Below are 23,638 nucleotides of genomic sequence, written 5' to 3' on the forward strand. Positions count from 1 at the left end.
TCAGAGCGCCGTCACGAACAGCACGCCGGCGTCGTCGCGCCGCCACGGCGTGGCCGGCGCCTTCTGCCCGGACTTGTACACCACGGTCTGGCGGTATTCGTAGAAGCCCTCGCTGTCCTTGCGCAGCAGGATGTCCATCAGCGGCACCGGCACCTCGATGTCGGCGCTGGTGTTGGCCGCGCCGAGCACCACCCGGCGGTTGCCGCGGAACTCGACCACGATGTTGAGGATCTCGCCGCCCTCGCCGCCGGCGTTGGCCAGCACTTCCGGCGTGGTCATCACCGTCACCGCGCGCACGGTTTCCTGGTCGATGCGGTCGTCCAGGGTGTACTTGAGGATCGCCTCGCCGTCGGGGATCGTGCGCACCGAGGCGGTGTTGAAGATCGCGTCGGCCGGCAGCGGGCCGGCCGGCGCGGACACCGGCTGCACGGTGAAATCGCGGCCCTGCTCGGGCGCGATCTCCACCGGCTGGCTCAGGTCCATGCCCTCGATGCGCCCTTCGACCAAGCCTTCGCCGCGGGTGATCCACACCGGCAGCCGGGTGATGCGCAGCGTGCTCTCGGTGACGTTGATCAACTTGACCGCGACCGCGCCGGTCTGCGCGTCGGGCGTCTCGATCGAGCGGAACAGCTCGCCTTCCATGTCGGCGAAGTTGAGCTTGACCGGCACCATCACGTTCTCGTTGACGCCGCTGGCCACCACCACGCTGCCTTGCAGCAGGTTGGACGCGCCGCCGGCGGTCATCAGCACGCCGAACACGTCCTGGAAATCCTTGAATTCGAAGCGCTCGTTGAGGGTGAAGCCGTTGTCCCAGTCGATCGTCGCCGGCACCGCCTGCGAACGCACCGCGCCGTTGCGCAGCAGCGACATCTGCAGGGTCGAGCTGGCGCGCAGCAGGCGCAGTTCGAATTCGCGGTTGGGGTTGTCGGCGCTGGCCGGCACCTTGTCGGCCAGGGCGCGGCGCGCGGCCAGCAGGCGTTCGCCGTCGGTGACCGGGCGCACTTCGCAGGTCAGATCGACCATCGCCTGCTCGGCGTTCTCGCCCTGGTCGACCTGGAACACCAGCGCCGGCGCATGCGGCGCGTCGCCGCGGCGAGCGAGCTTGAACGAATCGGGCAGGTAATAGATCCGCGCCGGATCGTTCATGTCCTGGAAATAGGCGTGGACGCGGCCGCTGTCGGCCGGATAGCGCAGCGCGTGCACGACCCAGCGCGCCGCCTGCGCGCCGGTGTTGCTGCCGGCCGGATACAGGTACGGATGCAGCTGCGGTTCGAACAGCAGGGCGATGGCGCAGTCCTGCAGCTGGTTGGAAATGTCGTAGCGCAGTTCCGGCGCGGGTTGCGGCTGCGGCTCGGGCTGCGGCTGCGGGCGCGGAAACGGCATCGGCCGCGGACGCGGGAACGGCTTGCGCGGGAACACTTCGTCGCCGGCGATGATCGATTCGCCGCCGATCGGGCGGATCGCCGCGGCCTTCAACGCGCCCGGCGCGAGCCGGGCGGCGGCGACGCCCGGCGGCGGCGGCGGTGGCGTCACGTCCGCGACCAGCGCCTCGGCGCGCAACATCGCCGCCGGCGCGCGCAGCAGTTGCATCTGGCCCTTGACCATCATCAGCTGGCGCTTGGGCGCGTCCGGCGCGGTTTCGGCCGGTCGCGGCACAGCCACGGTGTAGCCGCGCGAGACGATCAGCCGGCATTGCGCATCGGCGGCCATGAACGCGCGCAGCAAACCGTCGCGCTCGGCCAGGCTCAAGTGCAGCATCGCCACGCAACCGCCGCGCGGATCGTCGATCAGCTCGGCCACCGGCAAACGCTGTTCGATCGAGGTGCCCGGCACGCGGTAGGCGATCACCGCGCTGCGGTTGATCCCCATCATCACCATCGTGCGCGCGGCTTCGGCGATCTCCGGCGCGGGAAACGCCTCCAGCGCGAAACTCACCGCCCACAGACCGTCCTGGCCCTGGGCGATCTTGATCTCGTACTGGCCGCCAGCGCTGCGCAAGCGGAAGCGCGGCAACCAATAGCGTTGCTGCGGATTCTTCGCATCCTCGAACGCGCTGCGGTCGTCCGGCGTCGCGTTCGGGCTGATCGGAAAGGCCGAATCGGCGCGGGCGATGCCGCCGCCGGCGTTCGGCAGCAGGCCCGGACGCAGCACGTCCAGGCGCGGCCGCAGCGTGCGGCCTTCCAGTTGCGCGACGATCGCCGGCTGCGCGCGCACGATCGCCGGGTTCACCCGCAGCGCGGCGCCCGGCATGAACGGCGGCGCGACCCGCACCGTCGGCGCCGGCTGCGCGGGTGCGGGCTGTGCAGGTGCGGGCTGTGCGGGCGCCGGCCCACCGGCGTGGCGGCATGCACCGGCGGCGCGACCACGACGCCGGGAATCCGGATCGGCGCGGCGACCGACACCGCCGCGGGCGCCGGACGCACGCCGGCGACGATCTGATTGAGATTGAGCAAGCGTCCCAGCGGCATATGCCTCTCCCTGTGCCCGGCGCAAAGCGCCGCCATCGCGACGCCCGCGGCGCCGCGCTCCATTCCATGTGCTGTTCGACCGGGCCGCCCGATGCAGGTGCGGACGCGCCGGTCACCCCCGAACAAACGCCGCTGCCGCGTCGGGCAGGACATTTCAGGAATGAAACATCGCGGCGATGCCGGTCGCCGCCCCGATCCGGCCGACCCGGCGCGGCGCAGAGCACCGCGGCCGGGCGCGTGCGCCCACTGCGGCCGGTACGCCCGCGCCAATCCGTATGACCCTACGCAGCACCACGACTTCGCAACCGCGCCGGCAGGCCGCCACGCCGTCCGGCGGTTGATGGATCGACCGTCCGCGACATCACACAGGGGAACCACTCATGCTTGCCTTGAGGCATATCGGCCGCGCCGGCGGCCTGGTCCTGGCCGCGCTGTTGTGCGGCTGCGTCAACCTCGGCCCGGTGCGCGAGTTCGCCGGCAGTTCGGCGCGGCTGACCGGCTACCAGGGCGTGACCGAACGCTATGTCACCAGCGCCGACCGGCAGCTCGCCGACCTGCCGCCGGACAAGCGCTACGACCCGCTGCGCGCGAAGCTGCAGAACCTGCGCACGGTCAGCGCGCGCGACAAGGACACCCTGCTCAAGCTGCATGCGACCACCACCGGCTACATGGCCGCGCTGGCGCTGCTGGCGGGCGAGGACGCGTACTCGGTGGCGGGCGAGTTGGGCAAGGTCTCCGATGCGATCGCCGCGTCCGAAGATTTGCACATCGACGCCGGCCACGTGCAGGCCTACAGCAACATCGCCCAGCGCGTGGTGAACTGGGCGCTGGCCGTGCAGCAGGCCAAGGACGTCAAGCGCATGGTCGAGCGCAACGGCGAGGACATGGACAAGCTGCTGGAAGCGATGGAACTGGCGACGCAGGCCTACGGCATCGTGCTGCGCGACGAAGCCGCGAGCTACGACGCGAGGTCCGAGCTGCGCGAAGCCGCATGGACGGCCGAGCTGAAAGGCGACAGCGAACTGACTCCCGCGCGGCGCGACGCGGTGGTGACGCTGCTGCGGCGCACCGCGCGCATCGACAAGGCCGCGCAGGCCGACGCCTTGAAAGCGCAGCAGGCCGCGGCCGCCGGCATCGCGCAAGTGCGCGCGGCGCACAGCGCGCTGGTGCGGAACGTGGACCGCCTCGACGACAAGCAGCTGCAGGCTACCCTGCGCGAGGCCGCCGCCGACCTCAAGTCGATCCGCAAGAGCTTCGCCACCCTCTAACCCGGAGCGCTCCCATGCCGACCCCGCTGGCGCAAGCCAAGAAATCCGCTTTCGACATCGCCAACCAGCTCGACGATGCCGCCGACGCCATTCGCGACCGCAGCCGGCAAGCCTATGCCGCCGGCAAGATGAGCCTGGACGAGTACACCGACGCGCGGATCAAGGAAATGGAACTGCGCGCCGAGGCCTCGGTGGTGGCCGCGGTCAATCTCGGCGCGGCGCTCGACGCCGCGGCGCAGGCCGGGCAGAACATCGAACAGGCCATCGCCGACGCCAAGGCCCGCATCGAGACGGTCAAGACGTTCCGCAAGGGCCTGGAGATCGTCGCCGCGCTGGTGGTCCTCGCCGGCGCGCTGGCGTCGGGCAACGCCAAGGCCGTGGTCAAGGCGGGCAAGGGCGTCGCGGATCTGGTCTAGGCCGCGTCCGCGCGAACCCAAACGCCCCGGTTCGCGCGCCTCGCCGCGCGCGGTCCGGGCCCGATCCGCCGGAGCGACCGCGCCGCATGCCCAAGACCATCCTCATCTTCGCCGACGGCACCGGACAGGCCGGCGGCGTGCGCCCGGATCAGCAGCTCAGCAACATCTACAAGCTGTTCCGGGCCACCCGCGTGGGCCCGGACAACGCGATCGATCCCAAGCGGCAAGTCGCGTTCTACGACCCGGGCCTGGGCACCGCCACCGCCGCCGGACGCGTGCGCCTGAATGCCTGGCAGCGGCTGAAGTCCCTGGCCGGGCTGGCGTGCGGATTGGGTTTCAGCCGCAATGTGGTGGATTGCTACGAGGCGATCCTCAAGCGCTACGAACCGGGCGACCGGATCTTCCTGTTCGGCTTCAGCCGCGGCGGCTACACGGTGCGCTGCGTGGCCAACGTGTTGAACCTGTGCGGCGTGCCGACCGGCGACGGCCGCGGCGGACCGCTGCCGCGCGCGGGCCGCGCGTTGCGCGCGATCGCCGAAGAAGCCGTGACCCGGGTCTACGAACACGGCGCCGGCCATCCGCGCGAGCGCTTTGAGTCCCAGCGCGAAGCCATCGCCCGCCGCTTCCGCCGCAAGTACGCCGCCGGCGACGATCCCCACCGCGGCGATGTGCATCCCGAGTTCGTCGGCGTGTTCGACGCCGTGGCCGCGTTGGGCCTGCCCTTGCCGACGCGCATGCTGCTGATCCTGGCCGGCCTGCTGGTTGCGCTCATGGCCGCCATCGCGATCGGCGCGGCGAGCGAATCGTGGCTGGGCGGCGGCGGATGGATCGCGTTCGCGGCGACGCTGGCCGCGCTGGGCCTCAGCGTCGCGGCCGCGTATCTCAAGGCGACGCTGCGCTACGCCTCGGCCGACGTCCGCGGCGGCGGCCCGCGCTTTCATCTGGCGCTGTGGAACTCGGAACATTACGACCGGCTGCTGGACCCGCGCATCGCCCAGGTCCGCCACGCCCTGGCGATCGACGAAAACCGCCGCCAGTTCGGCCGGGTCACCTGGGGCGGCAGCGGCAACCGTCAGCAGATCGACGAAGGCCGCTTCAAGCAGCGCTGGTTCGCCGGCAACCACTCCGACATCGGCGGCAGTTATCCGGAAGACGAATCGCGATTGTCGGACATCGCCCTGGCCTGGATGGTGGACGAGCTCCAGAAGTTGCCGCAGCCGATCCAGCTAGACCGCGGCAAACTGCAGCTGTACCCCGACGCCTGCGGCCTGCAGCACTGCGAGATATTCGCGCAACGGCAACGGCATCCGTGGCTGTCGCGGATCGCCGCTTGGCCGCGCGCGGCGCGCGCGCCCGGGCCGGACCTGGATCCCAGCGTGCTGGAACGGCTACGGGCGGAACGGGTGACGATCTGCGACCTCGACGGCGCCTATCGCCCGGATGCGCTGAAGCGCCATCGCGGGCTCGAAATGTATTACCCGCCAGCCTCGGCCGACGCGCCCGCGGTCGCGACCTCGCAGACCTCGGCGCCCTAGCCCCGAGGCCGGCGCGCCGCTACGCCCCGACCAGCGCGTCGATGTACTCGCGCAAGCCGGTCGCCCCGCACACCGGATCGTCCGCCAGCTCCAGTTTATCGACGGTCAGCGCGGTCATCGCCGCATACGATTCGGCCGCCGCCTGCGAGAAGCCCTGCTCGCGAAATCCCTCGACCCAGCGATCGCGCGGCACTTCCTCGACCGCGACTTCGCGCCGCAACGCGCTGGCGAAGCAGGCCGCCACGTCGCGCGGCGAATAGCGCCTCGGTCCCTCGACGTAGCGCAGCACGCGCTCGTCGGCCGGCGCGATCATCAATTCGGCCGCGGCCAAGCCCAGATCGCGCGGCGCCACCATCGGCAGGCGGAAGTCGGCCGGCAGGAAACTGCGTACGATGCCGTCGTCGCGCGCGCTCGCCAGGGACGCATCCCAATTGCTCATGTAGTACGCGGCGCGGATCGTGCTGAACGGAATCGGTTGCGCGGCCAGCGCGCGCTCCATCGCGTACAGCACGCCGAGGTCGCCTGCGCGCTCGACCGGCTGGGCGCCGTAGGTCGACTCGGCGACGATCTTTTCCAGGCCCGAATCCTCCAGCGCGGCCAGGATCGAATACAGGCTGGCCTTTTCCGCCGCATCGCTGTCGCCGCCGACGTCGCCGGGCGGATTGAGCAGGAACAGTCGCCGCCCCTGGCGGAACAACCGGCGCAGGCCGGCGGTGTCGTGCACGTCCGCCAGCGCCACCTGCGCGCCGCGCGCCAGCCAGGGCTCGCGCTGCCGCGGGTCGTGGCTGACCACGGTCACCGGCTCGCCGCGCGCGATCAACTCGCACGCCAGCGCCGAGCCTACATGTCCGGTTCCGCCTAACACGATGTGCATGCCGATGCCTGCGTCGGGGACGATGCGCGCCAGATTAGGCGCGTCGCGGTAAGGCCGGCGGCATGGGGAGGTGAAGAGAACGTAGTGCGGCTGCGGCGCTTAGCGCGTGGTTCGCGTCGGCATCGGCGTCGTCGCGATCCTCAACCAGAACAGCGCTCGCCACCGTAGTTCCGGGCAGGACGGGAACGATTCGGTTCTCGCCAAGCACTGACAAAGCAAAAAGCAAAATGGATTCCGGCGTTCGCCGGAATGACGGTATTGTGAGGACGCCGGCGCATGATCGCCGCGGCCCCCTCACCCCGTCATTCCCCTCACACCGTCATTCCGGCGAAAGCCGGAACCCATTTTGATCTTGCCGTTGCTATTGCTGCAGTTGTCGCTGCTACTGCGGCAACCAGCGCCGCGAGCCCAAGCCCGCGGCGCCGCCACGACCGCTTACTCCACCGTAACCGCCTTCGCCAGATTCCGCGGTTTGTCCACATCCGTCCCGCGCGCCAGCGCCGCGTGGTAGGCCAGCAGCTGCACCGGGATCGCATGCACCACCGGCGACAGCACGCCGACATGGCGCGGCGTGCGGATCACGTGCACCTGCTCGGATTCGCCGAAATGGCTGTCCAGGTCGGCGAATACGAACATCTCGCCGCCACGCGCGCGCACTTCCTGGATGTTCGACTTCACCTTCTCCAGCAGCTTGTCGTTCGGCGCGATCACCACCACCGGCATCGCCGCGTCCACCAGCGCCAGCGGGCCGTGCTTGAGCTCGCCCGCCGGATACGCCTCGGCGTGGATGTACGAGATTTCCTTGAGCTTGAGCGCGCCTTCCAGCGCGATCGGGTAATGCACCCCGCGCCCCAGGAACAGCGCATGGTGCTTGGGCGCGAAACGCTCCGCCCAGCCCGCCACCTGCGGCTCCAGGTTCAGCGCGTGCTGCACGCTGCCCGGCAGGTGGCGCAACGCGTCGAGGTATTCGGCTTCCTGTTCGTCGCTGAGCGCGCCGCGCAGCTTGGCCAGGGTCGCGGTCAGGGTGAACAGCGCCACCAGCTGCGTGGTGAAGGCCTTGGTCGAGGCCACGCCGATCTCGGCGCCGGCGCGGGTGTAGTACACCAGCGTGCTCGCGCGCGGGATCGCGCTCTCGGGCACGTTGCAGATCGACAGCGTCTTGTCGTGGCCCAGCGACTTGGCGTATTTCAGCGCTTCCATCGTGTCGAGCGTTTCGCCCGACTGCGAAATGGTCACGATCAACTGCTTCGGGTTCGCCACTGCCGCGCGGTAGCGGTATTCGCTGGCGATCTCGACCTGGCACGGCAGGCCGGCGATGGCTTCGATCCAGTAGCGCGCGGTCAGGCCGGCGTAATAGCTGGTGCCGCAGGCCAGGATCTGCACGCCCTCGACGCCGGCGAACACCTCTTCGGCCTGGGCTCCGAACAACGACGCGCTGAAGCCGTTGTTGTCGATCACCGCCTCGATCGTGTCGGCGATCGCGCGCGGCTGCTCGTGGATCTCCTTCTGCATGAAGTGCCGGTACGGCCCCAGTTCCAGCGAGGCCAGCGACACGTCCGACAGGTGCACTTCGCGCTCGATCGCCGCGCCGCCCGCATCGAACACCCGCACCGCAGCGCGGGTGATCTCGGCGGTGTCGCCCTCTTCCAGGAAGATCACCCGGCGCGTGGCCTGCACGATCGCCGAGACGTCGCTGGCGACGAAGTTCTCGCCCTCGCCGAGGCCGACCAGCAGCGGGCAGCCCATGCGCGCGGCGATCAAGCGGCCCGGCTCGTTCAAGCTCACCACCGCGATCGCGTATGCGCCGACCAGCTCGCGCGCCGCCGATTGCACCGCGGCGAGCAGATCGAGCCCTTGCCGCAGATGGAAATGCACCAGATGCGCGATCACCTCGGTGTCGGTCTGCGATTCGAACGCATAGCCGGCCGCGCGCAAACGCTCGCGCTGCTCGTCGTGGTTCTCGATGATGCCGTTGTGCACCACCGCCAGTTCGCCGAAGCTGATGTGCGGATGCGCATTGGCTTCGGTCACCCCGCCGTGGGTCGCCCAGCGCGTATGGCCGATGCCAACCTGGGCGCTGAAGCCCTCGGCCTGGGCCGCATTCTCCATCTCCGACACGCGCCCGGTCCGGCGCACCCGGCGCAGCTGCGCGCCGTCGAACACGGCGATGCCCGCCGAGTCGTAACCGCGGTATTCCAGCCGCTTCAGGCCGTCGATCAGGACCGGTACCACATCGCGATCGGCGATCGCGCCAACGATTCCGCACATGCTGGAGTCGCTCCAAGAAATGTGACCGCATTCTAGCTGCGGACGGGCTCGGACGGTGTCCGCGCGGACGCCCTGTCCGGACGAACGGACGCCCGGACAGCCGCCACACATCATAAAAATCAATAACTTAAAGTTGGCACGGGATGTGCTTGGCATTAGGGCAAAGACCCTGCCGAGCGCCTTCGATGAGCATCCGCGACACCTCCGCCCAAGACCACCGCGTCGCCCCCGCCGCCGGCCAGAGCCGTCGCCGCCGGCAATGGGCGCTGGGCGCCGCGGTCGGCGCGCTGGTGCTCGGCGCCGGCGCCTGGGTCGCGGCCGGCTGGGCCGCCGGCGGCGCCTCGGTCTCGGCCGAGCGCCTGCGCATCGCCGAGGTCAAGCGCGGCGACCTGGTCCGCGACATCGCCGCCGACGGCCGGGTGATCGCGGCCAACAACCCGATCCTCTACGCCATCGCCGGCGGTTCGGTCGACCTCAAGGTCGTCGCCGGCGACGTGGTGCGCAAGGGCCAGGTGCTGGCCGAGATCGACAGCCCGGAACTGCGCAGCAAGCTCGCCCAGGAGCAGTCCACCCTGGCCGGCCTGGAAGCCGAGGCCAGCCGCGCCGAACTCGACGGCGAACTGGCGCGCTCGACCGCGCGCAAGGAATTCGACCAGGCCGGCATCGACCGCGTCGCCGCCGAGCGCGACCTGGAGCGCTACAACCGCGCCTTCGAAGGCGGCGCGGTGGCCAAGGTCGACGTGGCCAAGGCCCAGGACGAACTGAAGAAGGCCGAAATCGGCCTGAGCCACGCGCGCGAAGGCTTGGGCCGCCAGGACCGCAGCGCCGCGCTGGACGCGCGCAACAAGCGCCTGCTGGCGCAGCGCCAGGCCGCCATCGTCGCCGAGGCCCAGCGCCAGGTCGACGCGCTGACCCTGCGCGCGCCGTTCGACGGCCAGGTCGGCCAGGTGCAGGTGGCGCAGCGCGCCAACGTCGCCATCAACGATCCGGTGCTGAGCGTGGTCGACCTGAGCGTGTTCGAGGTCGAGATCAAGGTGCCGGAAAGCTTCGCCCGCGACCTCGCCATCGGCATGCCGGCGCAGATCGCCGGCAACGACGGCAAGTCCTACGCGGCCAGGATCTCGGCGGTGTCGCCGGAAGTGGTCGCCGGCGAAGTGGTCAGCCGCCTGCGCTTCGCCGGCGCGCAGCCGCCGGCGCTGCGCCAGAACCAGCGCCTGAGCGCGCGCATCGTGCTCGACACCCGCCGCAACGCGCTCACCGTCGAGCGCGGGCCGTTCCTGGAACAGGACGGCGGCACCACCGCCTACGTGGTCGCCGGCGGCGTCGCCACGCGTCGCGCCATTCGTACCGGCGCGAGCAGCCTGAGCCAAGTGGAAATCCTCGAGGGCCTGCAGCCGGGAGAACGCATCGTCGTCTCCGGCGCAGACCAGTTCGCCAACGCTGAAACCGTCCGCATTTCCGGAGAATGATCATGAACGCCGCCAACAACGCCTACGACTTCGCCCCGCTGTGGAACGCCCAGGAACTGACCGATGCGGTGCCGCTGCGGCTGCACCAGTTGATCGACTTCAACCACGACGGCGAGCGCGCCGACAGCGCCAACGCCGCCGCTCCGGCGCCCAAGCGCACCCGCCTGCGCTTCGCCGCCGCGATCGCGCTGCCGCTGTTCTCGGTGCGTTGAGGCGCGCCGCGTGTTGCAGGTGCCGCGCGTCCGCCGGGCCGTCATCCCCGCGCAGAGGGGAATCCAGGGTTTCATCGATGCATGACGCTGAAGTCTCTGGATCCCCATCTGCGCGGGGATGACGGCCCGAAGGCCGCGCCGCCCCGCTTCATCTCCGATCCCGAATCCCCAATCTCCAATCCCCGCTGCAAGGACACCGCCATGCTGCAGATGCGCCAGGTCACCAAGGTCTACCGCACCGAACTCGTCGAAACCCACGCGCTGCGCTCGCTGGACCTGCACGTGCGCGACGGCGAATTCGTCGCCGTGACCGGGCCGTCGGGTTCGGGCAAGACCACCTTCCTCAACATCGCCGGCCTGCTGGAGACCTTCACCGGCGGCGAGTACACGCTCGACGGCGAGAACGTCAGCGGCCTGTCCGACGACGCCCGCTCGCGCCTGCGCAACCAGAAGATCGGCTTCATCTTCCAAAGCTTCAACCTGATTCCCGACCTCAACCTGTTCGACAACTGCGACGTGCCGCTGCGCTACCGGCGCATGCCCGCGGCCGAGCGCCGCGAGCGCATCGAGCAGGCGCTGACCCAGGTCGGCCTGGGCTCGCGCATGCGCCACTACCCGACCGAACTGTCCGGCGGCCAGCAGCAGCGCGCGGCGATCGCGCGCGCGCTGGCCGGCTCGCCGCGGTTGCTGCTGGCCGACGAACCCACCGGCAACCTGGATTCGCAGATGGCGCGCGGGGTGATGGAACTGCTGGAGGACATCAACGCCCAGGGCACCACCATCGTCATGGTCACCCACGATCCGGAACTGGCCGCGCGCGCCCAGCGCAACGTGCACATCGTCGACGGCATGGCCACCGACCTGCGCGCCGAGCCGAGCCTGATCCGCGCCGCGGCGGGCGCCACCGCCGACGCCACCGCCTGAGGCCGCGCCCATGTCCGGCAACAGCCAGTTCGTCTACTACCTGCAGCTCGCCGCGCGCAGCTTCAAGCGCAACCGGGTGCTGACCGCGCTGATGGTGGTCGCCATCGCGCTCGGCATCGGCGCGGCGATGACCACCCTGACCGTGTTCTACGTGCTCTCCGGCGATCCGCTGCCGGGCCAGAGCCAGAACCTGTTCCACCCGCGCCTGGAGCCGCGCTCGATGACCGGCTACGTGCCCAACCACGAGCCTTCCGACAGCATGACCCGCTTCGACGCCGAAACGCTGCTGCGCGAAGCGCGCGCCGACCGCCAGGCGCTGATGACCGCCGGCAACGTGGCGATCGAACCGCGCCGCGACAACCTGCCGGCGTTCCGCCAGAACTCGCGCTTCACCTCGGCCGACTTCTTCCCCATGTTCAAGGTGCCGTTCAAGTACGGCGCCGCGTGGACCGGCAAGGAAGACGCCGACCGCGCGCGCGTGGCGGTGCTCGGCAAGACCCTCAACGACCGCCTGTTCGGCGGCGTCGACAGCGTCGGCAAGTCGGTGTGGGTGGACAACCACGAACTGCGCGTGGTCGGGGTGATCGAGTCCTGGCATCCGCAGCCCAACTTCTACGACCTGACCCTGCAGCGCGGCTTCGGCGAGCCCGAAGACTTGTTCGTGCCGTTCAGCACCTCGCGCGACCTGCGCATGAATCCGCAAGGCAACATCGATTGCTGGGGCGACAGCAGCGCCTTGCCGGAAGGCAACCGCTCGCTCAACGCCGAATGCGCCTGGGTCCAGTACTGGGTGGAACTGGGCAGCGCGCAGAAGGCCGACGCCTACCGCCAGTACCTGGTCAACTACAGCGCGCAGCAACGCGCCGCCGGCCGCTTCGTGCGCCCGACCGCGCCCGAGCTCGACACGCTGATGGGCTGGCTCGACTACAAGCGCGTGGTGCCGGCCGACGTGCGCCTGCAGATGTGGCTGGCGTTCGGCTTCCTCGCGGTGTGCCTGCTCAACACGGTCGGTCTGCTGCTGGCCAAGTTCCTGCGCCGCTCCGGCGAGATCGGCGTGCGCCGCGCGCTCGGCGCCACCCGCCGCCAGATCTTCGCCCAGTGCCTGACCGAAGCCGGCAGCGTCGGCCTGGCCGGCGGCCTGCTCGGCCTGCTGCTGGCCCAGCTCGGCCTGTGGGCGGTGCGCCAGCAACAGACCAGCTATGCGGGACTGGCCCACCTGGACCCGACCATGCTCGCTTTCACCTTCGTCCTGGCCGTCGCCGCCAGCGTGCTGGCCGGGCTGCTGCCCGCCTGGCGCGCTTGCCAGGTGACGCCCGCCATCCAGCTCAAGAGCCAGTGAGGCCCGCATGGACATCCGTCCGATCCTGACCACCCTGCGCCGGCACAAGACCGCCGCCGCGCTGATCGTGTTCGAAGTCGCGCTGACCTGCGCGATCATCTGCAACGCGCTGTTCCTGATCCAGACCCGCATCGCCCGCCTCGACCGCCCCAGCGGCATGGCCGAGAAGGAACTGCTGGCGCTGCGCATCAGCGACATCAGCAACGGCAACGAAACCGACGCGCTGACCCGCTCCGACCTGGCCGCGCTGCGCGCGATCCCCGGCGTGCGCTCGGCCACCATCAGCAACCAGGTGCGCTACGGCGATTCGGCCTGGAACTCCGGCATCGGCCCCAAGCCGAGCCAACAGGTGGAAACCGCCAGCGTCACCACGTTCTTCGGCGACGCCCAGTTGCTCGACACGCTGGGCGCCAAGCTGGTCGCCGGGCGCAACTTCAGCGAAGACGAAATCGTCGATTTCAACCAGCGGATCAAGCCCGACGCGCCGCCGATCCCGGTCGCGATCGTCACCAAGGCGCTGGCCGACAAGCTGTTTCCCGGCCAGGACCCACTCGGGCGCCCGTTCTACAACGGCGGCACCGACGGAATCCGCATCATCGGCGTGATCGAGCACCTGCTGCGCCCGAACGAACTCACCGGGCCGGCGGCGGCGGATTACTCGGTGATCTTTCCCAGCCGGGTGGACTACAACAACGGCTTCTACCTGATCCGGGTGAACGATCCCGCCCAGCGCAAGCAGGTGCTGGAGGCCGTCGGTCGCACCCTGAGCAAGAACGGGTCGCAGCGCATCCTCGACAAGGACTACGGCGTGCTGGAGGAGATGGCCGACAAGTTCCACCGCACCGACCGCTCGATGGTGTGGCTGCTCGGCGCGGTGTGCGTGGCGCTGCTGATCGTCACCGCGCTCGGCATCGTCGGCCTGGCCAGCTTCTGGGTGCAGCAGCGGACCAAGCAGATCGGCGTGCGCCGCGCGCTCGGCGCCACCCGCGGGCAGATCCTGCGCTACTTCCAGACCGAGAACTTCCTGCTGACCGGCATCGGCATCGTGCTGGGCATGGTCATCGCGTTCGCGATCAACCTGCTGCTGATGAAGTACTACGAACTGCCGCGGCTGCCGGTGCTGTACCTGCCGCTGGGCGCGCTGAGCCTGTGGCTGCTGGGCCAGTTGGCGGTGTACGGCCCGGCCCGGCGCGCGGCGATGGTGCCGCCGGCCTTGGCCACGCGCGCGGCGTGATCTTCGCGCGCGACCGAAGCGCCGCTGCCGCGACCGCATCCCGGTCGCCGGCAGCGGCGGCCGGGATCGGCTGAAGCCGCATCGCGCGTCCCGGCGTCGTCGGTGGTACTGGCCGCGGCGCGCGACGGCCGCTGCATCTTGCCTCTCGTCTTGCGTTGCATCCGCCCCGTCCGGCGTACGCGCCGGGCGATCCGGGACGTCGCGCCTCGCGCACGCCCCTTCTCCCGTCACGGAGCCTTCCATGAGCCGAAGCTTTTCCCACCGTGTACTGCGTCCTGCGCTGCGCATCGCCCTGCTGTCCGCCGCGCTCGCCGCCGCGCCGGCCCTGCCTGCATTCGCGGCGCCCGCGGCCGCGGCCGACGCGCAAGCCGCCGACGTCGCCGCGCGGCTCAAGGCCTTCAACGCCCTGCTCGACGAGCAATGGGAAGACCTGATGCAGCAACTGCCCGAGCAGGCCAGCTTCTTCGGCGACTATCGCCGCAACGACGCGTGGGCGGATTACTCGCTGGCCGGCGCCGCACGCATGAACCGCAGCAACCGCGCCATGCTGGCGAAGTTCGAGGCGGTCGACACCCGCGGCTTCGCCGAGGCCGACCGGCTCAACCACCGGCTGATGGTGGATTGGCTCAGCAGCTCGCTGCGCAGCTACGAACTGAAGACCTACGAAATGCCGCTGGACCAGTTCGTCGGCGTGCACCTCAACCTGACCGCGCTGGCCAGCGCGTTCCCGTTCGACAACGCGCGCCAGTACCAGGACTACGTCGCGCGCCTGCGCGGCCTGCCCAAGCTGCTCGAACAGGTCACCGACGTGGCCCGGCAAGGGGTCAAGGACGGGCTGATGCCGCCGCGCTACCTGCTGGAAAAGGTCGCCAAGCAGTGCGACGACCTGGCCGCGCCGGCCGGCGCCGACAACGTGTTCGCCGCGTCGCTGAAGAAATTCCCCGACAGCGTGCCGGCCGCCGAACGCGAACGCCTGCGCGGCGAGATCGTCGCGGCGATCGACCAGCAGGTGCGCCCGGCCTTCCGCGAACTCGCCCGGTTCGTGCGCGAGGACTACGCGCCGCACGGCCGCGAGCAATACGGCGTGTGGTCGCTGCCGAACGGCGAGGCGATCTACCGCGACGCGATCGAGGAATACACCACCACCCAGGCGACGCCCGAGCAGATCCACCGCCTCGGCCTGAGCGAAGTGGAGCGCATCGAGAAAGCACAGAGCGAGATCGCCCGGCGCCTGGGCTACGCCGACCTGAAAGCGATGCGCAAGGCGGTCGCCGCCGATCCCGCGCATCACGCCAGTTCGCGCGAACAGATCGTCGACGAGTACCGCAAGTACCTCGCGCAGATGGAAACCAAGCTGCCGCAGCTGTTCGGCACCCTGCCCAAGGCCAAGGTGCAGGTGCAGGCGGTGGAGACCTGGCGCGAGAAGGAAGCCTCGGCCGCGCAGTACATGGCCGGCACGCCCGACGGCAAGCGCCCGGGCCTGATCACGGTCAACACCGGCGAGCCCGAGAAGCGCCTGCTGACCCGGATCGAGGCGGTGGCCTACCACGAAGGCGTGCCCGGCCATCACCTGCAGATGAGCATCGCCCGCGAACTGCCGGCGCTGCCGAAGTTCCGCACCCTGCTCGGCCAACTCGCCTTCATCGAAGGCTGGGGCCTGTACTCGGAGGAACTGGGCAAGGACGTCGGCCTCTATCAGGACCCGTACAGCGACTTCGGCCGGCTCTCCGAAGAACTGATCCGCGCCAACCGCCTGGTGCTGGACACCGGCGTGCACTACAAGCGCTGGAGCCGCGAGCAGATGGTGCAGTGGATGCGCGAACACTCCGACATGGAGGAACCCGACATCCAGGCCGAGACCGACCGCTACATCGCCTGGCCGGGCCAGGCGCTGGCCTACAAGATGGGCCAGCTCAAGATCCGCGAACTGCGCGCGCGGGCGCAGCGCGAACTGGGCCCGCGCTTCGACCTGCGCGCGTTCCACGACCGCGTGCTCGGCGGCGGCGCGCTGCCGTTGCGCGAACTGGAATCGCAGATCGACGCATGGATCGCCGCGGTCAAGGCCGGCGGCGCCGGCGCGGCGGCGGCGAAGTGAACCGGCGCGCGGCGGTGGCGTCGCGCGCGCCGCCATCGCTGCGCGTCCGGCCGGCCGACGCGCGCGCACGGCGTCGTTGCGGCGAAAGCCGGCATCCGCCGGACTTTCGCCGCTGATGCGCGCCGCAGCGCGCCGCGCCGCCTCTCGCCGCGCGCCTGCGCCTTCCGGCCCACGCCAGCGCCGACCCGCGCTGGCATACTCGGCACCTGGAAACCGCGCGCCCTGCCGCGCTTTCCGCATCTCCCTCCGCACACGGCCCCGCATGCGCACCGTCCTGGTCATCGACGACAATCCCGCGGTCGGCACCGCCCTGGACCTGCTGTTCGGCCTGCGCGATATCCGCGTGCTGACCGCGCAATCGCCGCAGCAGGGCCTGGACCTGCTCGCGCGCGAGGACATCGGCCTGGTGCTGCAGGACATGAACTTCACCGCCGACACCACCTCCGGCCAGGAAGGCGTGGCGCTGTTCCGCGCGATCCGCGCGCGCCATCCGGACTTGCCGATCATCCTGCTGACCGCCTGGACCCACCTCGACATCGCGGTCGACCTGGCCAAGGCCGGCGCCGCCGATTACCTGGCCAAGCCCTGGGACGACCAGAAGCTGCTGGCCAGCGTCGAGAACCTGCTCGAACTCGGCGCCAGCACGCGCGAGGTCAGCCGCCTGCACGAGCAGCGCCGCCGCGCCGTGCGCGAGCTGGAAGCGCGCTACGACCTGCGCGGGCTGGTGTTCGCCTCCGAACCGATGACCCGGGTGGTCGAACTCGCCTGCCACGTCGCCCGCGCCGACGTGCCGGTGCTGATCGTCGGCCCCAACGGCGCGGGCAAGGAAAAGATCGCCGAGATCGTGCAGGCCAATTCGGCGGTCAAGAGCGGCCCGTTCGTGACCTTGAACTGCGGCGCGCTGCCGACCGAACTGATCGAGGCCGAACTGTTCGGCGCCGACGCGGGCGCCTACACCGGCGCCAACAAGATGCGCGAAGGCAAGTTCGAGGCCGCCGACGGCGGCACCTTGTTCCTCGACGAGATCGGCAACCTGCCGCCGGCCGGGCAGATGAAGCTGCTGCGCGTGCTCGAAACCGGCCGCTTCGAGCGGCTGGGTTCCAACCGCGAGCGCCAGGTGCGGGTGCGGGTGATCAGCGCGACCAACGCCGACCTGCCGGCGATGATCCGCGACGGCCGCTTCCGCGAAGACCTCTACTACCGCCTCAACACCATCCAGATCGCGATCGCGCCGCTGGGCGAGCGCCGCGACGACGTGCTGCCGCTGGCGCGGCATTTCCTCGCCGACAATCCGCTCGCCGCCGGCAAGCGCCTGGGCGAGGACGCCGAACGCGCCCTGCTCGCGCACCCGTGGCCCGGCAACGTGCGCGAGCTGCGCAACACCCTGCAGCGCGCGGCCCTGCTGGCGCGCGGCGACAGCATCGCCGCGGCCGATCTCGGCCTGCCGGCGGCGGCCGCGGCGGCCGCGACGGCGGCCGCGGCGCAAGCGGCCGGCGCCGAGGAACCCGACCGCGCCGCGATCGAAGCGGCGATCGAACGCGCCGGCGGCGTGCTCGCGCAGGCCGCCGGCGAACTGGGCCTGTCGCGCCAGGCGCTGTACCGGCGCCTGGACCGGCTCGGCATCAAGCGCGACTGAGGAGAGCGAGCATGCGCCGCCTGCCCTTGAGTTTGTTGTTCGGCGCGGTCGCATTGGCCTATCTGGCCGTGGGCGCGGCGGCGGCGTTGTGGCTGTCGCGACAGCTCACGCCGCCGTGGCTGGCGCTGCCGATCGTAATCGCCGCGCTGGCGCCGCTGCTGTTCTATCACGTGAGCCGTTTGTTCGCGCCGATGAACTCGCTGTTCCGCGCGCTGGCCGGCTCGGTCGCGAGCTACCGCGACGGCGACTATTCCTTCAGCTTCAACTGGAGCGGCCACGGCGACCTGGGCGAACTGGTGGCCAGCCACAACCGCCTGGGCGACACCCTGCGCGAGCAGCGCCTGAACCTGGTCCAGCGCGAACTGCTGCTCGACACCATGGTGCAGAACACGCCGGTGGCGATGCTGCTGGTGGATCCCTCGCGGCGCGTGGTGCTGGGCAACCTGGCCGCGCGCAAGATGCTCGGCGAAGGCCGGCGCCTGGAAGGCCAGGACTTCGGCGAACTCATGCGCGAGGCGCCGGCGCCGATGCAGGAAGCCTTCGAACGCGGCGGCGACGGCATGTTCAGCGTCGGCGACGTCGAGAACGAAGACATCTACCACTTGTCGCGGCGCATGTTCCGCCTCAACGGCCGCGTCCACGAACTGGTGCTGCTGCGCCAGCTCACCGCCGAACTGCGCCGACAGGAAGTGCAGACCTGGAAGAAGGTGATCCGGGTGATTAGCCACGAGCTCAACAACTCGCTGGCGCCGATCGCCTCGCTGGCCCACTCCGGCGCCGAGCTGCTGCGCCGCGGCCAGTACGAGCGCCTGCCGACCGCGCTCAACACCATCGAGGAACGCGCGCGCCACCTGGAAGGCTTCATCCGCGACTACGCCCGCTTCGCCAAGCTGCCGTCGCCGCGGCTGGAACCGATCGAGTGGTCGCGCTTCATCCAGCAGTTGCGCAGCCAGGTCGAGTTCGGCTACGACGGCGTGCAGGGCGAGGCGATCGCGCGCGTCGACGCGGCGCAGCTGGAACAGAGCCTGATCAACCTGCTCAAGAACGCGCACGAATCGGGCTCGGCGCCGGAGGAAGTGCGCCTGCAGCTGCGGCGTACGCCCGACGCCTGGCGCATCGACGTGCTCGACCGCGGCACCGGCATGAACGAAGCGGTGCTGGCCAACGCGCTGCTGCCGTTCTACTCGACCAAGCGCAACGGCACCGGCCTGGGCCTGGCGCTGGCGCGCGAGATCGCCGAAGCGCACGGCGGCCGCATCGCCCTGCTCAACCGCGAAGGCGGCGGGTTGTGCGTATCGATGGTGTTGCCGGACTGACGGCGGCGGCGGTCATGGCGCGTCGATAGCGCGGGATTCGGCGGCGGCACATGCAAGTCCGCGGTCGCGGCTCGCGCCGCTCCTACAGGTAGCCGTTGCAGCAGCGGCGCGAGCCGCGACCGCGACCACCCGAACGCCGGCGCAACCGTCGCACCCCGCGCCGTTTCCGCCGCGACGGCGGAATCCATGCGACAACCGACCGATGCCCCTCAATCGCGCAGGAACATCGGCCCGCGTCCGCGCGCAGCGCCTCAATCCTTCGGCTTCTTCACCGGCCGCTTCCACCCTTCCACCGTCGCCTGGCGCGCGCGGCCGATGCTCAACTCGCCGGCCGGCGCCGGCCGGGTGATCGTCGAGCCGGCGGCGATGGTCGCGTCCTTGCCGATGGTCACCGGCGCCACCAGCGAGGAGTTGGAGCCGATGAAGGCGCCGTCCTCGATCGTGGTGACCCACTTGTTGACCCCGTCGTAGTTGCAGGTGATGGTGCCCGCGCCGACGTTGACGCCCGCGCCGATGACCGCATCGCCGAGGTAGGTCAGGTGGTTGGCCTTGCTGCCCACGCCGACGCGCGCGTTCTTGGTCTCGACGAAGTTGCCCACGTGCGCGCCGTCGGCCAGCACCGTGCCCGGGCGCAGGCGCGCGTAGGGGCCGATCTGCGCGGCGCCCTCGACCGTCACGCCGTCGAGGTCGCAATGCGCGCGCACTTCGGTGCCGGCGCCCAGGCGCACGTCCTTGAGCCGGCAGAACGGGCCGATGCGCACGCCGTCGCCGAGTTCGACCGTGCCTTCCAGGATCGCGTCGACGTCGATCTCGACGTCGCGGCCGACCGTCACCGTGCCGCGCTGGTCGTAGCGCGCCGGATCGGCCAGGCGCGCGCCCTGCACGCACAGCGCGCGCGCGGCGCGGCGCTGGAACGCGCGTTCGAGCTGGGCCAGCTGCCACGGATCGTTGGCGCCCTCGACTTCGATCGGGTCGTCCACGTGGACCATCTCGGCCGGGCTGTATTCGGCCGCGGCGGAGGCGAACACGTCGGTGAGGTAGTACTCGCCCTGGGCGTTGTCGTTGCCCAGGCGGTCGAGCCAGCGCCGCAGCGGTTCGCCGTCGGCGACCAGGATCCCGGTGTTGACGGTGCGGATCGCGCGCTCGTCCTCGTCGGCGTCCTTGTGCTCGACGATGCGGCCGACCCGGCCTTCCGGATCGCGCACGATGCGGCCGTAGCCGGTCGGGTCGTCGAGGTCGGCGACCAACACCGCCAGCCGTCCGGGCGCGTCGAGCAGGCGCTGCAGGGTCGGCGCGGCGATCAGCGGCACGTCGCCGTACAGCACCAGCACGCGCGCGTCCTGCGGCACGCCCGGCATCGCTTGCTGCACGGCATGGCCGGTGCCCAGGCGCTGCTCCTGCTCGCTCCAACGCAGGTCGTCCTGGCCGGCGAACGCGGCGCGGACCTGTTCGCCGCCGTGGCCGTAGACCAGGTGGATGCCGGCCGGACGCAGCGCGCGCGCGGTGTCGATCACGTGCGCCAGCATCGGCCGCCCGGCGATCTTCTGCAGCACCTTGGCGGTCGCCGACTTCATCCGCTTGCCCTCGCCGGCGGCGAGAATGACGATGTGCAACTGGTTCATCGACTCATGAGCCATGTACGAAACCTTCCTGAGCTGTTCGGTTGCTTGACGTGGGCCCCCCGTCGGAGCCGAATCTTAGCAGCGCCGCCCGCGCGACCCTGCACGCGCGCTGAGCGCGCGCGGCGCCGGGGCGCGATCTGCGATGGCCGAGGCAGTCCGGCCGCAGGCGTATGCGTCGCAGCAATCGCGGCGGGAGCGGTTCGCGCTGAACGGGGTTCCGGCTGCGATGGCGGCCCGATCGCGCACCAGAGCCTTTCAGAGACCGCGCCCGCGCGCGACCGTCCGCGGGCGCCGGCGCGCAGCTCGAAGCCCGCGCCGGCCCGCCATCCACAGCCCCAGCTGACCGGTCCGCCGCCTGCGCATTCGTCCAACGCGCCAGCTTTCACTAAACTGCCGCATCCCCCGCTGACGCCAGGCACTCCCCCGCCCATGAGCCTGACCCGACAAGGTCGCAACTACCTGATCTTCGGCGCGATCCAATACTGCGTGGACTGGGGAATGATGGTCGGCCTGAGCCACATGGGCATGCCGGTGGAAGCGGCCAACCTGGCCGGCCGCGTCAGCGGCGCGCTGCTGGGGTTCTGGCTCAACGGCCGCTTCACCTTCAACGGCGAGGACAGCGCGCTCGGCCGCCGCCAGTTCGGACGCTTCGTCGCCCTGTGGATCGGCAGCACGGTGCTCAGCACCGTGGCGATCAGCCTGGTCGACACCTATGCCGGCCTGAAGTGGACGTGGCTGGCGAAGCCGGTGATCGAGCTGGCCCTGGCCGTGGTCGGGTTCACGCTGTCGCGGTACTGGGTCTATCGGCGCTGAGGCGGCGCCGCGCGCCACGCCGCGATCCCGGCCGGACGAGATCCGTCCGCGGCCGCGAAATCGAAAATGAAAACGCCGGCGCGAGGCCGGCGTTTTCGTAGCTGCGGACGGACCGCGGCTCAGTGCTTCATGTTCTTGCGCAGGCGCTCGAGCGCCTGCAGCTGCGCCATCGCCTCGGCCAGCTTGGCCTGCGCCTCGGCGATGTCCATCTGCGGGCCGCGGTTGGCCAGCGCGCGCTCGGCTTCTTCCTTGGCCGCGCGCACGGCGGCTTCGTCGATGTCCTGGGCGCGGATCGCGGTGTCGGCCAGCACGGTCACGACCTGCGGCTGCACCTCGAGGATGCCGCCGGAGACCGCGAAGTCGAGCTGCTCGCCGCTGGGCAGGGTCACCACGACCTTGCCCGGCTTGAGCCGGGTGATCAGCGGCGCATGGCGCGGCGCGATGCCGAGTTCGCCGATCTCGCCGGTGGCGACCAGCAGCGTCGCTTCGCCGTGGAAGATCTCGTCTTCGGCGCTGACGATGTCGCAACGGAAGGTGGATGCCATGTCTGTCTCGCTTTGCTCGTTCGACGGGAACTGGGAATGGGGAACCGGGCTTCGGCGAACCGGCGATCCGCGCGGGCGCTGTGCGCCGCTACGGTTGCCTGCCGCCCGTTCCCGGTTCCCGGGACGCCGTCAGGCGTCTCAGCCCACGCCCATCTTCTTGGCCTTCTCGACCGCTTCTTCGATGCCGCCGACCATGTAGAACGCCTGCTCCGGCAGGTGGTCGTAGTCGCCGTCGCAGATGCCCTTGAAGCCGCGGATGGTGTCCTTCAGCGACACGTACTTGCCCGGCGCGCCGGTGAACACTTCGGCGACGTGGAACGGCTGCGAGAAGAAGCGCTCGATCTTGCGCGCGCGGGCCACGGCGGTCTTGTCTTCTTCCGACAGCTCGTCCATGCCCAGGATCGCGATGATGTCCTTGAGCTCCTTGTACTTCTGCAAGGTGGCCTGGACGCGGCGCGCGGTGTCGTAGTGCTCGGCACCGACCACGTTCGGGTCGAGCTGGCGCGAGGTCGAGTCGAGCGGATCGACCGCCGGGTAGATGCCCAGCGCGGCGATGTTTCGGCTCAACACGACGGTGGCGTCGAGGTGGGCGAAGGTGGTCGCCGGCGACGGGTCGGTCAGGTCGTCCGCGGGCACGTACACGGCCTGGATCGAGGTGATCGAACCGGTCTTGGTCGAGGTGATGCGCTCCTGCAGCACGCCCATTTCCTCGGCCAGGGTGGGCTGGTAGCCCACCGCCGACGGCATGCGGCCCAGCAGCGCCGACACTTCGGTGCCGGCCAGGGTGTAGCGGTAGATGTTGTCGACGAAGAACAGCACGTCGCGGCCCTTGCCGCTGGCGTCCTTCTCGTCGCGGAAGTACTCGGCCATGGTCAGGCCGGTCAGCGCGACGCGCAGGCGGTTGCCCGGCGGCTCGTTCATCTGGCCGTACACCATCGCCACCTTCGACTTCGACAGGTCTTCCTGCACGATGACGTTGGCGTCGGACATCTCGTGGTAGAAGTCGTTGCCCTCGCGGGTACGCTCGCCCACGCCGGCGAACACCGACAGGCCGGCGTGCTCGGTCGCGATATTGTTGATCAGCTCGAGCATGTTCACGGTCTTGCCGACGCCGGCGCCGCCGAACAGGCCGACCTTGCCGCCCTTCGCGAACGGGCACATCAGGTCGATGACCTTGATGCCGGTTTCCAGCAGCTCGTTGCCCGAGGACTGCTCGTCGTAGGCCGGAGCGGAGCGGTGGATTTCCCAATGCACGTCGCTTTCGACCGGGCCGCGCTCGTCGATAGGCTCGCCGAGCACGTTCATGATGCGGCCCAGGGTCGCGGTGCCGACCGGCACGGCCACGGCGCGGCCGGTGTTGGTCGCGATCAGGTTGCGCTTGAGGCCGTCGGTGGAGCCCAGCGCGATCGCGCGGACGATGCCGTCGCCGAGCTGCTGCTGAACTTCGAGCGTGATGGCGGTGTTCTCGACCTTCAACGCGTCGTACACCTTCGGCACCGACTCGCGCGGAAACTCGATGTCGACGACCGCGCCGATGATCTGAACGATCTTGCCCTGGTTGCCCTGGCTGCTCATCTTGGATTCCTCAGTAACTTTCAAATGCT

18 protein-coding genes are annotated in these 23,638 nt (G+C 70.1%); 12 read left to right on the forward strand and 6 right to left on the reverse strand.

What is annotated here, in order from left to right:
• On the reverse strand, positions 1–2,271 hold the full coding sequence (locus RDV84_RS02965) for a hypothetical protein (protein WP_309152393.1): 2,271 nt from the start codon (positions 2,269–2,271) through the stop codon (positions 1–3).
• A 577-nt stretch (positions 2,272–2,848) separates the two neighbouring features.
• Between RDV84_RS02965 and RDV84_RS02970 the strand changes: the two genes are divergently transcribed.
• The 3 genes from RDV84_RS02970 to RDV84_RS02980 all read left to right on the forward strand — a co-directional run bounded on the left by RDV84_RS02970 (position 2,849) and on the right by RDV84_RS02980 (position 5,687).
• Complete coding sequence (locus tag RDV84_RS02970; protein WP_309152394.1) at positions 2,849–3,736, forward strand: hypothetical protein; 888 nt, start codon at positions 2,849–2,851, stop codon at positions 3,734–3,736.
• A gap of 14 nt (positions 3,737–3,750) precedes the next feature.
• Positions 3,751–4,152 (forward strand): hypothetical protein, encoded by a 402-nt coding sequence (locus RDV84_RS02975; RefSeq protein WP_078999274.1) that lies wholly within the window; start codon positions 3,751–3,753, stop codon positions 4,150–4,152.
• Positions 4,153–4,238: 86 nt separating this feature from the next.
• Positions 4,239–5,687, forward strand: a complete 1,449-nt coding sequence (locus tag RDV84_RS02980) for a DUF2235 domain-containing protein (protein ID WP_309152395.1) — start codon at positions 4,239–4,241, stop codon at positions 5,685–5,687.
• Between the two features lie 19 nt (positions 5,688–5,706).
• Here RDV84_RS02980 and RDV84_RS02985 read toward each other — a convergent pair whose 3' ends face one another.
• On the reverse strand, positions 5,707–6,561 hold the full coding sequence (locus tag RDV84_RS02985; RefSeq protein WP_309152396.1) for an NmrA family NAD(P)-binding protein: 855 nt from the start codon (positions 6,559–6,561) through the stop codon (positions 5,707–5,709).
• A 435-nt stretch (positions 6,562–6,996) separates the two neighbouring features.
• Positions 6,997–8,829 carry a glutamine--fructose-6-phosphate transaminase (isomerizing) gene (gene glmS, locus RDV84_RS02990; protein WP_309152397.1) on the reverse strand — a complete coding sequence of 611 codons (1,833 nt, stop codon included), beginning with the start codon at positions 8,827–8,829 and terminating at the stop codon, positions 6,997–6,999.
• A 185-nt stretch (positions 8,830–9,014) separates the two neighbouring features.
• On the opposite strand from glmS, the gene RDV84_RS02995 reads away from it, so the two are divergent.
• From RDV84_RS02995 to RDV84_RS03030, 8 genes are all read left to right on the forward strand, one after another.
• Positions 9,015–10,298: an efflux RND transporter periplasmic adaptor subunit gene (locus tag RDV84_RS02995; RefSeq protein WP_123649745.1), complete on the forward strand. Its 1,284-nt coding sequence runs from the start codon at positions 9,015–9,017 to the stop codon at positions 10,296–10,298.
• 2 nt (positions 10,299–10,300) lie between these two features.
• Positions 10,301–10,510 (forward strand): hypothetical protein, encoded by a 210-nt coding sequence (locus RDV84_RS03000; protein WP_309152398.1) that lies wholly within the window; start codon positions 10,301–10,303, stop codon positions 10,508–10,510.
• Positions 10,511–10,711: 201 nt separating this feature from the next.
• Positions 10,712–11,434 (forward strand): ABC transporter ATP-binding protein, encoded by a 723-nt coding sequence (locus tag RDV84_RS03005; RefSeq protein WP_057946227.1) that lies wholly within the window; start codon positions 10,712–10,714, stop codon positions 11,432–11,434.
• A 10-nt stretch (positions 11,435–11,444) separates the two neighbouring features.
• Positions 11,445–12,773: an ABC transporter permease gene (locus RDV84_RS03010; protein WP_057946226.1), complete on the forward strand. Its 1,329-nt coding sequence runs from the start codon at positions 11,445–11,447 to the stop codon at positions 12,771–12,773.
• A gap of 7 nt (positions 12,774–12,780) precedes the next feature.
• On the forward strand, positions 12,781–14,007 hold the full coding sequence (locus RDV84_RS03015) for an ABC transporter permease (RefSeq protein WP_057946225.1): 1,227 nt from the start codon (positions 12,781–12,783) through the stop codon (positions 14,005–14,007).
• A gap of 241 nt (positions 14,008–14,248) precedes the next feature.
• Entirely contained in the window at positions 14,249–16,102 is a 1,854-nt protein-coding gene (locus RDV84_RS03020) for a DUF885 domain-containing protein (RefSeq protein WP_309152399.1), read from the forward strand.
• Positions 16,103–16,364: 262 nt separating this feature from the next.
• Positions 16,365–17,738: a sigma-54-dependent transcriptional regulator gene (locus RDV84_RS03025; RefSeq protein ID WP_309152400.1), complete on the forward strand. Its 1,374-nt coding sequence runs from the start codon at positions 16,365–16,367 to the stop codon at positions 17,736–17,738.
• Between the two features lie 11 nt (positions 17,739–17,749).
• Positions 17,750–19,054 (forward strand): sensor histidine kinase, encoded by a 1,305-nt coding sequence (locus RDV84_RS03030; protein ID WP_309152401.1) that lies wholly within the window; start codon positions 17,750–17,752, stop codon positions 19,052–19,054.
• A 251-nt stretch (positions 19,055–19,305) separates the two neighbouring features.
• On the opposite strand, the gene glmU is transcribed toward RDV84_RS03030, so the two are convergent.
• Positions 19,306–20,676 (reverse strand): bifunctional UDP-N-acetylglucosamine diphosphorylase/glucosamine-1-phosphate N-acetyltransferase GlmU, encoded by a 1,371-nt coding sequence (glmU, locus tag RDV84_RS03035; protein WP_078996622.1) that lies wholly within the window; start codon positions 20,674–20,676, stop codon positions 19,306–19,308.
• A 429-nt stretch (positions 20,677–21,105) separates the two neighbouring features.
• On the opposite strand from glmU, the gene RDV84_RS03040 reads away from it, so the two are divergent.
• The gene (locus RDV84_RS03040; protein WP_250446499.1) at positions 21,106–21,489 is read left to right on the forward strand and encodes a GtrA family protein; all 384 of its coding nucleotides are present in this window, start codon (positions 21,106–21,108) and stop codon (positions 21,487–21,489) included.
• Positions 21,490–21,608: 119 nt separating this feature from the next.
• Here RDV84_RS03040 and RDV84_RS03045 read toward each other — a convergent pair whose 3' ends face one another.
• Both RDV84_RS03045 and atpD read right to left on the reverse strand, forming a co-directional pair.
• A complete protein-coding gene (locus tag RDV84_RS03045; protein WP_057946219.1) occupies positions 21,609–22,034 on the reverse strand; it encodes a F0F1 ATP synthase subunit epsilon in 426 nt (141 codons plus the stop codon).
• Positions 22,035–22,172: 138 nt separating this feature from the next.
• Positions 22,173–23,609, reverse strand: a complete 1,437-nt coding sequence (atpD, locus tag RDV84_RS03050) for a F0F1 ATP synthase subunit beta (protein ID WP_057946218.1) — start codon at positions 23,607–23,609, stop codon at positions 22,173–22,175.
• Between the last annotated feature and the right edge of the window lie 29 nt (positions 23,610–23,638).

This window comes from Lysobacter yananisis (assembly GCF_031199375.1).
GTDB classification, from domain to species: domain Bacteria; phylum Pseudomonadota; class Gammaproteobacteria; order Xanthomonadales; family Xanthomonadaceae; genus Lysobacter; species Lysobacter yananisis.